We start from the raw sequence: 12,104 nt of genomic DNA, 5'->3' as shown, positions 1-12,104 counted from the left end.
CGGGTTATGAGCCCGACGAGCTACCAGACTGCTCCATCCCGCGTCTGTGTGGCGGCATTCTACAGAGCAACGGCAGGGTGTCAACCGTTAATCGGCTGATGGGTCAAATAAGTGCGAATAAGCGTCAAATTGTCACGCACGAGCGGTAAGTGCGCGATTGGGAAAGGTTTTTTGTCAGACAATCGAAAAGGGCGCTAAAACAGACAGGCACAAAAAAGGCCACTCTTTCGAGTAGCCTTTTTTGATGTTTGGTTGCGGGAGCCGGATTTGAACCGACGACCTTCGGGTTATGAGCCCGACGAGCTACCAGACTGCTCCATCCCGCGTCTGTGTGTCGGCATTCTACAGAGGAACGCGGGTGTGTCAACCGCTGATTCAAAGAAAAGCGCTTGTGGTTCAATCGGTTAGCTCTCCAAGGCGACCCCTTGATAGGCCGCGGGGCCAGTCTGGCCGAGGCTTTCAGCTCTATTGGGGGGTGGTTTTCGATTGAGAAAATGAATTCATCTGCGAATTTTCCTACCACTTAGGCGGAAGATTCAAACTACTGGTGCTATATACAGGTGTGAGTGAGATACTGCCCACCTGTTCGTTTTCTGCCCAGAACCACTGCCTTATATATGACGCAGCGCAAAATCATCCACGTCGACTGTGATTGCTTCTACGCCGCCATCGAGATGCGCGACGACCCAACCCTGGCGCAAAAGCCTCTGGCGGTGGGCGGCTCGGCAGACCGTCGCGGAGTGATCGCCACCTGCAACTATGAAGCCCGGGCCTACGGGGTGCGCTCGGCCATGTCGTCCCGGCACGCCTTGAAGCTGTGCCCGGACTTGACCATCGTCAAGCCGCGCATGGACGCCTATAAAGAAGCGTCGAAGGAAATCCAGACGATCTTTCGCGACTACACCGACCTGATCGAGCCGTTGTCCCTGGACGAAGCCTACCTGGACGTCTCCGACAGCCCGCATTTCGGCGGCAGCGCCACGCGCATTGCCCAGGACATTCGTCGGCGGGTCTCCAACCAGTTGCACATCACCGTTTCTGCGGGCGTGGCGCCGAACAAGTTCCTCGCCAAGATCGCCAGCGACTGGAAAAAGCCCAACGGATTGTTTGTGATTACCCCGGATCAGGTCGAAGACTTTGTCTCGGCACTCCCGGTAAAAAAGCTCCACGGCGTGGGCAAGGTCACCGCCGACAAACTGGCGCGTCTGGGGATTGAGGATTGTCTGCAACTGCGGGAGTGGAACAAGCTGGCGCTGGTGCGTGAATTTGGCAGCTTCGGCGAGCGTCTTTGGAGCCTGGCCCGTGGGATTGATGACCGTGTGGTGCAGAACGACAGCCGCCGGCAGTCCATCAGCGTGGAAAATACCTACGATGTGGATCTACCGGATCTGCCCAGTTGCCTGGAAAAATTGCCTGAACTGATGGAAACCCTGGCCGGGCGCATGGCGCGCATCGACAGCAGCTACCGGGCGGGCAAGCCGTTCGTCAAAGTGAAATTTCACGACTTTACCCAGACAACCCTGGAGCAGGCCGGGGCAGGGCGGGACCTGGAGAGTTACCGGCAGTTGCTGACCCAGGCGTTCAATCGTGGCGGCAAGCCGGTACGATTGCTGGGGATCGGCGTGCGATTGCTGGATTTGAGCAGCGGCAACGAGCAGCTCCAATTCCCCTGGTAGAAACCGAAAACCAAATGTGGGAGCGAGCAAGCCCGCTTCCACATTTAAAGGCTTCAGCGTGCCTCAGGATCCGCCACCAGACGCCCCGCGTCCTTGGTCAAGGCCTGCAGGAATTCCTGCTGTAGCTCAGGATCATTGCGGGTCAGCTCGATGAGGCTTTGTTCCAGCTCGCTGGCTTCCTCTTCCAGGCCCAGCTCCGACAGGCGCTTGACCCGGTGCACCCACTCGCTGACCTCGTCGTCTTCCAGGTCGTCGTAGATCAACCCGTGAGCTTCGAGCAATTTGCCCCGCAGGGTGCTGCTGATAGCCAGGGATGAGTCCGAGTGCACGTCGTCCTGGGCATCTTCAACGCTGATCTTCAGGGTGCTGATGCGGTTCAGGTCCTGCTCGGCAAACGGGCTGTCCAACAGGTTCAGGCGCAGTACGCCATTGCGGTCGGTGGTCAGCTCATGGGTTTGCTTGCCGGCGGTCACCTGCACCGGGCGCTCGCTCCAGGGCAGGCTCGAATACTCCACGCGCTTGTCGCGCTGGACTTCATCGATACCCGCCAGGTTCTGTTGCGCACGGCCGTTGGACTGCACGTTCATGAACGGGTTGACCCCATCCACGCCGTAGCTGAGCCAATCGCGGGTCATGCTGGCAGGCAGGTTGCCCAGGGCAAAGATATTCGCCACGTTGGCGCCGACGCCCGCCACCAGCGCGACCGCGCCAAGGGGCATCTCATAGAGTTTGCGCCAGGGCTGGTAGGGCGTGTAACGGTCGTAACGACGGGTGACTTCGAATTCGGTGACCTCAAAGGTCTTTTGCTCATGAATGCGAACCCGGCGTTGCGGCAGCTCCAGCACTTTGGGCTCGCCTACATCGATCTGCAGGCTGTGATCGAGCAATTTGCGCTCGATACGTTCCTCGTGCTCGCTGCGTTGCGACATCTGGTTGGCGCAGCCGCTGACCAGCAGGGCGCCACATAACGTGGCGCCCCCCAGGGCTATGGTGTTTCGCTTGAACATGACGACTCTTGATCTGGGTTTCAGCGACGAATACGCGCCTGAAGGAAAGACAGCACGTCAGCCACCGGCAACGGTTGGGCTTCGGCTTCGGTCCGGCTCTTGTATTCCAGATTGCCATCGGCCAGGCCGCGGTCACTGACCACGATCCGGTGCGGGATGCCAATCAGTTCCATGTCGGCGAACTTGATGCCCGGGCTGGTCTTCTTGTCCCGGTCATCCAGCAACACTTCAAAACCGGCAGCCGTCAGTTCGGCATACAGCTTGTCGGTGGCTTCGCGCACTTGCTCGGTTTCGTAGCGCAGCGGTACCAGGGCGACCTGGAACGGCGCCAGGGCGTCACTCCAGATGATCCCTTTCTCGTCGTTGTTCTGCTCGATGGCAGCCGCAACCACGCGGGAAACACCAATGCCGTAGCAGCCCATTTCCAGGGTGATCGGCTTGCCGTTCTCGCCCAGCACTTCGCACTTCATCGCCTTGCTGTACTTGTTGCCCAGCTGGAAGATGTGCCCGACTTCGATGCCGCGCTTGATTTCCAGGGTGCCCTTGCCGTCCGGGCTCGGGTCGCCTGCAACCACGTTGCGCAGGTCGGCCACGGTCGGAACCGGCAGGTCGCGTTCCCAGTTCACGCCGAAGTAGTGCTTGTCATCGATGTTGGCACCGATGCCGAAGTCGCTCATCAGCTCCACGGAACGGTCGATGATGATCGGCAGCGGCAGGTTCAGCGGGCCCAGGGAACCGGCGCCGGCGCCAATGGCGTCGCGCAGTTCGGAGTCGGTGGCCATCACCAGCGGGCTGGCAACGCCTGGCTGCTGGGCGGCCTTGATTTCGTTGAGTTCGTGGTCGCCACGGATCACCAGGGCGATCAGTTTGCCTTCTTCCTCGGCGCGCACGATCAGGGTCTTGATGGTCTTTTCAATCGGCAGATTGAATTTCTCCACCAGGGCCGCGATGGTCTTGGTCTCAGGCGTATCCACCAGGCGCAGCTCTTCGCTTGGTGCCGGACGGGAGGTTTCCCGTGGCACGGCTTCGGCTTTCTCGATGTTCGCCGCGTAGTCGGAGCCGTTGCTGAACACGATATCGTCTTCGCCGGATTCGGCCAGTACGTGGAACTCGTGGGAGCCGGCGCCGCCGATGGAGCCGTTGTCCGCTTCAACCGGGCGGAACTTCAGGCCCAGGCGGGTGAACACGTTGCAGTAGGCGGTGTGCATGCGGTCGTAGGTGACCTGCAGGGACGCCTGGTCAGCGTGGAACGAATAGGCGTCCTTCATGATGAATTCACGGCCGCGCATCAAACCGAAGCGTGGGCGGATTTCGTCACGGAACTTGGTCTGGATCTGATACAGGTTGAGGGGCAGCTGTTTGTAGCTGCTCAACTCGTTGCGCATCAGGTCGGTGATCACTTCTTCGTGGGTCGGGCCGGCGCAGAAATCGCGGCCATGACGATCCTTGAAGCGCAGCAATTCAGGGCCGTACTCTTCCCAGCGCCCGGATTCCTGCCACAGCTCAGCCGGTTGGGTGCTCGGCATCAACACTTCCAGAGAGCCGGCGGCGTTCATTTCTTCACGAACGATGGCTTCGACCTTGCGCATCACCTTCAAGCCCATGGGCAGCCAGGTGTACAGGCCCGAGGCCAGTTTGCGGATCATGCCGGCGCGCAGCATCAGCTGGTGGCTGATCACGACCGCGTCGGAAGGCGTTTCTTTCTGTGTGGCGAGCAAATATTGACTGGTGCGCATGGTAGGCCGTTGTCGGTTGCTTGGACTTGAAATGACTTTTGATTGTACGGGCGGTCGCTGCCGGAGTACAGGCATCTGTGGGAGCTGGCTTGCCTGCGATGCAGGCGGCACGGGGTGTCAGTTACACCGCGGTGATGCCATCGCAGGCAAGCCAGCTCCCACATTGACCGCGTACTTTCAGTCTTCTTTGGTGGGGTTCAAGCGAATCCGCCGGCTTTCCTGAAACCAATGCAAGGCAATCAGAATCAGCGTCGGCACACCCAGCAGGCAGGTGATCAGGAAGAAATTGTGGTAACCGAACTTCTCGACCATCACCCCCGAATACCCGCCGATCAAGCGTGGCAGCAGCAACATGATTGAGCTGAGCAGGGCGTATTGGGTAGCGGAGAACTTCAGGTTGGTCAGGCTCGACAAGTACGCAACAAACGCCGAGGTCGCCATGCCCGAACTGAAGTTATCCAGGGAGATGGTGAAAATCAGCATCTGCAGGTCCGGGCCCATGTCGGCGAGCATCACGAACAGCAGGTTGGTACCGGCCGATGCTATACCGCCGATAAACAGGATCGGCAGGATGCCGAAGCGCACGATCAGCAGTCCGCCCATGCCGGCACCCAGCAGGGTCATGATAAGGCCGAACACCTTGCTGACGCCGGCGATCTGGTCCTTGGTAAAACCCTGGTCGATATAGAACACGTTGGCCATGACGCCCATCACCGTGTCCGACATGCGATAGGTGGCAATCAGCCCCAGCAGCAGGAAGGCCTGCCAGCGGTAGCGCAGGATAAAGTCGTTGACCGGCGTGAGCACCGGCGCCAGGCCCCGGCGGCCCATGGTCGACAGGCACAGGGTGGTGAGGATGATATAGAGGATGGCCCGCAGGAACGCGCGGTCTTCCAGCAGCAAGTCCAGCAGGCTGACGCCGTGGAACAGTACGCTGGCGAAGTCTGTGTTGTACAACTGGGTGAACATCGCCGGCACCGACACCAGCAGCACGATCAACACGAACACCGAGACCAATTGGTGCGCAAAACTGTAGCGACCGGCCTGCAACTGGGTGCGAAGTGGCACATTGGGTTCGCGCATGAACAGGGTGGTCAGCAGCGCTGGCACCATCAGCACACCGAACAGTACATACGTGCCGGCCCACGCCGAGTGCTTGTAGTTGAACCCGGTGGAGCCGAAACCTTCAGCGAAAAACAGTGCGCCGGCGGTGGCCAGCAGGGCGGCCACGCGATACCCGGACATATAGCTGGCGGCCAGCGCGGCCTGCTGGCTGTCGCTGGCGATTTCCAGGCGGTAGGCGTCTACGGCGATATCTTGCGTGGCGGAAGCGAAGGCAACGATAACGGCGATGGCGATCAGCCAGGACAGGTGCTTTTGCGGATCGCAGAACCCCATGCCGATCAATCCGAGGATCACCAGCGTCTGGGACAGTACCAGCCAGGAACGACGACGTCCGAGCTTGCCGAGCAGCGGCAGGCGCCATTGGTCGAGCAAGGGCGACCAGACCCACTTGAAGGCATAGGCCAGGCCGATCAGGCTCGCATAACCGATGGTTTCGCGGGCCACACCGGCCTCACGCAACCACACCGAGAGCGTCGAGAACACCAACATGTAAGGCAAGCCGGCAGCAAAGCCGAGCAGCAACAGCACTAACGTCGAGGGGCTGGCATAGGCGGCGAGCGCGGCGCGCCAGGTTTTACGGGGCATGGGCTGGAGTCTGCCTCAGAATTACGCAAATAAAGCGCGCACTCTAACCGCTGTGCTCTACCGGGCGCCAGCCATGACGCTGAATATCAACACGATTGTTCAGGATGCTGACACCTTCGCCGCGCAAACGCGCGCGTTGCTCGTCCCCCGAGGCACTGCCCACCGGCAGACTTATCCGACCGCCGGCACCCAACACGCGGTGCCAGGGCAGTTTGGTGTCTTCTGGCAACTGGCTCAGGGTGCGGCCCACCCAGCGCGCGGCGCGACCCAAACCGGCCAGGTGCGCCAGCTCCCCGTAGCTGATCACGCAGCCTTCGGGCACTTGGGCGAGGGTCAGGTACAGCACGGTGCGGCGCATTTCGGCCGGGCTTTGCGGGGCGTCGGTCGTTTCGTTCACGGTGGGCATGTCCGATGAAAATATCCGTCTATTCGTAGGAAATGTCTGCAAATGTACCGCCTGGCACGGAACTCGATACAAATACCCGAGTCAGTCCTTGCTAAGAAGTTATCCGCCCCGATAATGCCCGTTTTTTCGCCAAACTCGAGCCTCAAATCCGCTTATGTTGTCCAGAACCCTGCTGTGCCTCGCTGTTTTCAGCGCCTCCACGCCGCTGCTCGCCGATACCGTCTGGTTAAAGAACGGTGACCGACTGACCGGCAAGATCAAGGTTTTCGACGGTGGCAAGCTACTGATCCAGACCGACTATGCCGGTGCCATCCCGGTGGACTGGAAGCAGGTCAAGACCCTGGAAAGTGACCAGGAGTTGCTGGTCAAACAGGATGCCTACACCGGTGAGAAGGCCAAGTCCCTGCAGGCGGCCGATGACGGCAAAGTCGTCCTGGCCAACGGCGAGGCGCCGAAGACCGTCGAGCTGGCCAGCATCCAGCAGATCATCAAGCCCAAGCCGGTGATCGAAGACCTGGTGTGGAAGGGCAATGTCGATATGGCGCTGGACTACAAGCGTGCGGAAAAAGACACCAACGACTACGACATCGACTTCAAGACCACTGCCCGCCATGGCCAGTGGCGCCATACCGCCCAAGGCGAATACAACCGCGAATTCCAGGACGACGTGACCACCACCGACAACTGGGCGCTGGAATACGACCTGGACCGCTTCATCACCGAACACTGGTTCTGGCAGGGTCGCTTGACCTACAAGCGTGACAAGGTCGAAGACCTGTCCCGCCAGCGCACCGTGGGTACCGGCCCGGGCTATCAATTCTGGGACGATGAGTTGGGTGCGTTCTCCCTTGGTTCGCTGGTCAACCGCACGGATTACGAATATCAGGACGGCGGCAAGGACAACTTCTACTCGCTGGCCATGAAGTGGAACTACAACCGCTACCTGGTGGGCAAGACCGTCGAATTCTTCACCAATGGCGAGCTGGGCAAACCGTTGGCAGGGCCGTCCGACTATTCCCTGGATGCGGAAATGGGCCTGCGCTACAAAGTCACCGAGTGGGCCTCCCTCAACCTCAAGGCAGAGCGCGACATTATTAGTGGCGACTCGGAGAGTGCGTTGAGCAAGACCCGCTACACCGCCGGGTTCGGCGTGGCCTGGTAAAGCGCTGCCTGGTTAAAGGCGCAACCCGCCGTCCATTTCCAGGATCCGCCCGGTGTAGTAGTCGTTCTCAAAGATATACGCCGCCGAATGGGCAATCTCCTCGGGCCGCCCCATGCGCTTGAGGGGAATGCCCGAGGTCATCTTCTCCAGGGCCTCGGGCTTCATGCCCAGGGTCATCTCCGTCTCGATAAACCCCGGTGCAATGCCCGCCACGCGGATACCGTAACGCGCCAGCTCCTTGGCCCAGGTCACAGTGGCGGCTGCTACACCGGCCTTCGCGGCGGAGTAGTTGGTCTGGCCGACGTTACCGGCGCGGGAGATCGACGAAATGTTGATGATGGTGCCCTGATTCTTCAGCTCCACCATTTTTGCCGCCACTTCGCGGGTGCACAGGAACACCCCGGTGAGGTTGACGTCGATCACCGCCTGCCACTGGGCCAGGCTCATTTTGGTCATCTCGCCGTCCTTGACCTTGAGCAGCAGGCCGTCGCGCAAAATCCCCGCGTTATTGATCAAGCCGTTGATCGCACCAAAGTCGTCGGCGATCTGCGCCACGGTGTGGGTGACCTGCTCTTCATCCGCCACGTTGCACAGATAGGCCCGGGCTTTCACGCCGTGGGCCTGGCAGGCTGCCACGGCCTGGTCGAGTTTTTCCTGATTGAGGTCCACCAACGCCAGGTGTGCACCTTTGGCGGCAAAATACTCGGCCATGGAACGGCCCAAACCCTGGCAACCGCCGGTGATAATGATTACTTTGTCGTTGAGATGCATTCGCAAGTCCTGTGGGCAGAATTAAGCGGCTATCCAAGTTTGTTTTTTGACGAAATTTATCAAAGGAGTCATAAGTTGAGCGCGCACGTTGCCAAGAATGCCCGAGAACTACTGCTCAAGGAATACCGTGGGGCACTCTCCACCTTGTCCAAGGCCATGCCCGGTTTCCCGTTTGGCTCAGTGGTGCCGTACTGCCTGGACGCCGAGGGCCGGCCGCTGATCCTGATCAGCCGGATCGCCCAGCACACCCATAACCTGCAGAAAGATCCCAAGTGCTCCCTGTTGGTAGGTGAGCGTGAGGCGGACGATGTGCAAGCCGTAGGGCGCCTGACCTACCTGGCCGAAGCCGAAAAGCTCGAAGACAGTGCTGCGATTGAAGCCGCCGCCGAGCGTTATTACCGCTACTTCCCGGATTCGGCGAACTACCACAAGGCCCATGATTTTGACTTCTGGGTGCTCAAGCCGGTGCGCCACCGTTACATCGGCGGGTTTGGCGCGATCCACTGGGTCGATAACTTGACCCTGGCCAACCCGTTCGCCGGCAAGGCCGAGCTGAGCATGATCGAGCACATGAACAGCGACCACACCAAGGCCATCGCTCACTACGTCGAGCTGGCTGGGCTACCGACTTCCGAGCCTGCGCAATTGGCCGGTATCGACAGCGAAGGCATGCACCTGCGCATCGGCCAGGCCCTCTATTGGCTGCCCTTTGCAGAGCCTTGCAACACGCCGACACAAGTACGCGAAGCCTTGGTTTTCCTGGCTCACGCCGAGGTCTGGCCGAAAAAAGCAGCCGCTGAAGCTTGAATTCACGAAACGGCGACGTCATCTAAGGTGAAGTAGCAAGGCATTCTTGCGTTGAGGAACCATTTGATGCGCCCTTTTTTGTTGCTCTTTTTGTTGTTTCCGGTGCTGGAGCTGTTCGTATTCGTACAAGTCAGCGGGGCAATCGGGTTTTTCCCGGCGCTGCTGCTGATCATTCTCGGCTCGATGCTCGGCGTTCTGGTGCTGCGCGTCGCCGGCCTGGCCACGGCGCTGCGTGCCCGTGAAAGCCTGAATCGCGGCGAACTGCCGGCCCAGACCATGCTGGAAGGCCTGATGATGGCGTTGGCCGGTGGCCTGCTGATCCTCCCGGGTTTCATCAGCGACGTGGTGGGTCTGGTGATGTTGCTGCCGTTCACTCGCAAGCTGCTGGCGGGCAAGATGCGCCAGCGTGCCGAAGAGGCGGCGATCCGCCAGCGCGCCTTTGCCGACGACCTGCAACCCCGCGGCGGCCCTGCTCCGCGCCAGCCCCTGGGGCGTGAAGGTGACGTGATCGAAGGCGAGTTCGAACACCGCGACCCCAAGTAATCCCCTCACTGGCACGGCACCTTCGGGTGCCGTGTGGCTTTTTAAGACGTCCCCGACACAAAAATTTTCATCTCTGCACCCTTGTAATAAGCTTATGCGCCCTTATGTAACGGTCACCGCAAGGTTTCTGGTGGCGACACCAGACAGACTTCCGCGTTTCGCACCGCGAACCGCGACCGGCACCGCCGGAATTTAACTAGCCGGAATTGACACCGGCCGATGAAAAACACAATTAGGAGAGATCGACAATGAGCAAGCTTCGTCCTCTGCATGACCGCGTCGTCATCCGTCGCAGTGAAGAAGAAAAGAAAACCGCTGGCGGTATCGTTCTGCCAGGTTCGGCTGCTGAAAAAGCCAACCACGGTGTGATTCTCGCTGCTGGCCCAGGCAAAACCCTGGAAAACGGTGAAGTACGTGCGCTGGCTGTGAAAGTGGGTGACAAGGTTGTTTTCGGCCCTTACTCCGGCAGCAACACTGTGAAAATCGACGGCGAAGACCTGCTGGTAATGGCTGAGAACGAGATTCTCGCTGTTCTGGAAGGCTGATTTCCCCGCTCATCTTCCCGTTACTACAAAGTATTTAAGGAATATCGATCATGGCTGCTAAAGAAGTTAAATTCGGCGATTCCGCCCGTAAGAAAATGCTCGCCGGTGTCAACGTCCTGGCTGACGCAGTAAAAGCCACCCTGGGCCCTAAAGGCCGCAACGTGATCATCGAGAAGAGCTTCGGCGCTCCGACCATCACCAAGGACGGCGTTTCCGTCGCCAAAGAAATCGAGCTGAAAGATCGCTTCGAAAACATGGGCGCGCAGCTGGTCAAAGACGTTGCCTCCCGTGCCAACGATGACGCAGGCGACGGCACCACCACCGCCACCGTTCTGGCTCAGTCGATCGTCAACGAAGGCCTGAAAGCCGTCGCTGCCGGCATGAACCCGATGGACCTGAAACGCGGCATCGACAAGGCGACCATCGCCATTGTCAAAGAGCTGAAGTCCCTGTCCAAGCCATGCGCTGACACCAAGGCAATCGCTCAGGTCGGCACCATCTCGGCCAACTCCGACAACTCCATCGGCGACATCATTGCCGAAGCCATGGAAAAAGTCGGTAAAGAAGGCGTGATCACCGTTGAAGAAGGCTCGGGCCTGGAAAACGAACTGTCGGTTGTTGAAGGCATGCAGTTCGACCGTGGCTACCTGTCCCCGTACTTCGTCAACAAGCCAGACACCATGACCGCCGAGCTCGACGGCCCGCTGATCCTGCTGGTTGACAAAAAGATCTCCAACATCCGTGAACTGCTGCCAGTTCTGGAAGCTGTTGCCAAAGCCGGCCGCCCACTGCTGATCGTTTCCGAAGACGTTGAAGGCGAAGCCCTGGCGACCCTGGTTGTGAACAACATGCGCGGTATCGTGAAAGTGGTTGCTGTTAAAGCACCTGGTTTCGGCGATCGTCGCAAGGCCATGCTGCAGGACATCGCTGTTCTGACTGGCGGTACCGTTATCTCCGAAGAGATCGGCCTGAGCCTGGAAAGCGCTACCCTGGAACACCTGGGTAATGCCAAGCGCGTCACCGTGACCAAGGAAAACACCACCGTGATCGACGGTGCTGGTGTTGAAGCTGACATCCAGGCACGTGTTACCCAGATCCGCGCTCAAGTGGCTGATACCACTTCCGACTACGACCGTGAAAAACTGCAAGAGCGTCTGGCCAAGCTGTCCGGCGGCGTTGCAGTGATCAAGGTTGGCGCGGGTTCCGAAGTTGAAATGAAAGAGAAGAAAGCCCGCGTTGAAGACGCCCTGCACGCTACCCGTGCAGCCGTTGAAGAAGGCGTGGTACCTGGCGGCGGCGTGGCACTGGTTCGCGCTCTGCAGGCTATCTCCGAGCTGAAAGGCGACAACGCTGACCAGGACGTTGGTATCGCTCTGCTGCGTCGTGCGGTTGAAGCACCTCTGCGCCAGATCGTTGCCAACTCCGGCGACGAGCCAAGCGTAGTCGTCGACAAGGTCAAGCAGGGTTCGGGTAACTTCGGTTACAACGCTGCTACCGGCGAATACGGCGACATGATCGAAATGGGCATCCTGGACCCGGCTAAAGTGACTCGTTCGGCTCTGCAAGCGGCTTCGTCGATTGCCAGCCTGATGATCACCACTGAAGCAATGATCGCCGAGATCAAAGAAGATGCTCCAGCTGGCGGCGGTATGCCAGACATGGGCGGTATGGGTGGCATGGGCGGCATGATGTAAGCCAGCCTTACCCCGATACTGAAAAACCCCGCCTGCAGCGATGCAGG

At 59.5% G+C, this 12,104-nt stretch carries 11 protein-coding genes and 1 tRNA gene; 6 read left to right on the top strand and 6 right to left on the bottom strand.

All coding sequences use genetic code 11. The features are described from left to right. Positions 1–249: 249 nt before the first annotated feature. A tRNA-Met gene (locus tag MUM_RS0112325) sits at positions 250–326 on the bottom strand. A gap of 291 nt (positions 327–617) precedes the next feature. On the opposite strand from MUM_RS0112325, the gene dinB reads away from it, so the two are divergent. Continuing rightward, on the top strand, positions 618–1,676 hold the full coding sequence (gene dinB / locus MUM_RS0112320) for a DNA polymerase IV (RefSeq protein WP_010170027.1): 1,059 nt from the start codon (positions 618–620) through the stop codon (positions 1,674–1,676). 53 nt (positions 1,677–1,729) lie between these two features. Here dinB and MUM_RS0112315 read toward each other — a convergent pair whose 3' ends face one another. The 4 genes from MUM_RS0112315 to MUM_RS0112300 all read right to left on the bottom strand — a co-directional run bounded on the left by MUM_RS0112315 (position 1,730) and on the right by MUM_RS0112300 (position 6,535). Beyond that, positions 1,730–2,683 (bottom strand): hypothetical protein, encoded by a 954-nt coding sequence (locus tag MUM_RS0112315; RefSeq protein WP_010170025.1) that lies wholly within the window; start codon positions 2,681–2,683, stop codon positions 1,730–1,732. A 20-nt stretch (positions 2,684–2,703) separates the two neighbouring features. Further along, entirely contained in the window at positions 2,704–4,419 is a 1,716-nt protein-coding gene (locus MUM_RS0112310; RefSeq protein ID WP_003208614.1) for a proline--tRNA ligase, read from the bottom strand. 177 nt (positions 4,420–4,596) lie between these two features. Beyond that, entirely contained in the window at positions 4,597–6,129 is a 1,533-nt protein-coding gene (locus MUM_RS0112305; RefSeq protein ID WP_010170022.1) for an AmpG family muropeptide MFS transporter, read from the bottom strand. Between the two features lie 43 nt (positions 6,130–6,172). Beyond that, complete coding sequence (locus MUM_RS0112300; RefSeq protein WP_010170020.1) at positions 6,173–6,535, bottom strand: MGMT family protein; 363 nt, start codon at positions 6,533–6,535, stop codon at positions 6,173–6,175. Between the two features lie 154 nt (positions 6,536–6,689). Between MUM_RS0112300 and MUM_RS0112295 the strand changes: the two genes are divergently transcribed. Then, positions 6,690–7,697 carry a DUF481 domain-containing protein gene (locus MUM_RS0112295; RefSeq protein ID WP_010170019.1) on the top strand — a complete coding sequence of 336 codons (1,008 nt, stop codon included), beginning with the start codon at positions 6,690–6,692 and terminating at the stop codon, positions 7,695–7,697. A gap of 12 nt (positions 7,698–7,709) precedes the next feature. Here MUM_RS0112295 and MUM_RS0112290 read toward each other — a convergent pair whose 3' ends face one another. After that, positions 7,710–8,468, bottom strand: coding sequence for an SDR family oxidoreductase (locus MUM_RS0112290; protein WP_010170018.1), 759 nt, complete (start codon positions 8,466–8,468; stop codon positions 7,710–7,712). Positions 8,469–8,543: 75 nt separating this feature from the next. Here MUM_RS0112290 and MUM_RS0112285 point away from each other — a divergent pair, with 75 nt between their 5' ends. The 4 genes from MUM_RS0112285 (at position 8,544) to groL (ending at position 12,057) form a co-directional block, all read left to right on the top strand. Beyond that, positions 8,544–9,275: a HugZ family pyridoxamine 5'-phosphate oxidase gene (locus MUM_RS0112285; protein WP_010170017.1), complete on the top strand. Its 732-nt coding sequence runs from the start codon at positions 8,544–8,546 to the stop codon at positions 9,273–9,275. Between the two features lie 66 nt (positions 9,276–9,341). Beyond that, positions 9,342–9,818, top strand: a complete 477-nt coding sequence (locus MUM_RS0112280) for an FxsA family protein (RefSeq protein WP_008433587.1) — start codon at positions 9,342–9,344, stop codon at positions 9,816–9,818. Positions 9,819–10,066: 248 nt separating this feature from the next. Next, on the top strand, positions 10,067–10,363 hold the full coding sequence (locus MUM_RS0112275; protein WP_003208599.1) for a co-chaperone GroES: 297 nt from the start codon (positions 10,067–10,069) through the stop codon (positions 10,361–10,363). Between the two features lie 50 nt (positions 10,364–10,413). Further along, entirely contained in the window at positions 10,414–12,057 is a 1,644-nt protein-coding gene (gene groL / locus MUM_RS0112270; RefSeq protein WP_010170016.1) for a chaperonin GroEL, read from the top strand. Positions 12,058–12,104 lie beyond the last annotated feature (47 nt).

Origin of the sequence: Pseudomonas sp. PAMC 25886, assembly GCF_000242655.1 — a bacterium.
Taxonomy (GTDB): domain Bacteria; phylum Pseudomonadota; class Gammaproteobacteria; order Pseudomonadales; family Pseudomonadaceae; genus Aquipseudomonas.
The sequence above is the reverse complement of the archived record's forward strand: the minus strand, read 5'-3'. Positions and strand labels throughout refer to the sequence as shown.

Coding starts and splice junctions, on each gene's coding strand:
- dinB (WP_010170027.1), top strand. CDS start 618: ATGACGCAGCGCAAAATCATCCACGTCGACTGTGATTGCTTCTACGCC.
- MUM_RS0112315 (WP_010170025.1), bottom strand. CDS start 2,683: ATGTTCAAGCGAAACACCATAGCCCTGGGGGGCGCCACGTTATGTGGC.
- MUM_RS0112310 (WP_003208614.1), bottom strand. CDS start 4,419: ATGCGCACCAGTCAATATTTGCTCGCCACACAGAAAGAAACGCCTTCC.
- MUM_RS0112305 (WP_010170022.1), bottom strand. CDS start 6,129: ATGCCCCGTAAAACCTGGCGCGCCGCGCTCGCCGCCTATGCCAGCCCC.
- MUM_RS0112300 (WP_010170020.1), bottom strand. CDS start 6,535: ATGCCCACCGTGAACGAAACGACCGACGCCCCGCAAAGCCCGGCCGAA.
- MUM_RS0112295 (WP_010170019.1), top strand. CDS start 6,690: ATGTTGTCCAGAACCCTGCTGTGCCTCGCTGTTTTCAGCGCCTCCACG.
- MUM_RS0112290 (WP_010170018.1), bottom strand. CDS start 8,468: ATGCATCTCAACGACAAAGTAATCATTATCACCGGCGGTTGCCAGGGT.
- MUM_RS0112280 (WP_008433587.1), top strand. CDS start 9,342: ATGCGCCCTTTTTTGTTGCTCTTTTTGTTGTTTCCGGTGCTGGAGCTG.
- MUM_RS0112275 (WP_003208599.1), top strand. CDS start 10,067: ATGAGCAAGCTTCGTCCTCTGCATGACCGCGTCGTCATCCGTCGCAGT.
- groL (WP_010170016.1), top strand. CDS start 10,414: ATGGCTGCTAAAGAAGTTAAATTCGGCGATTCCGCCCGTAAGAAAATG.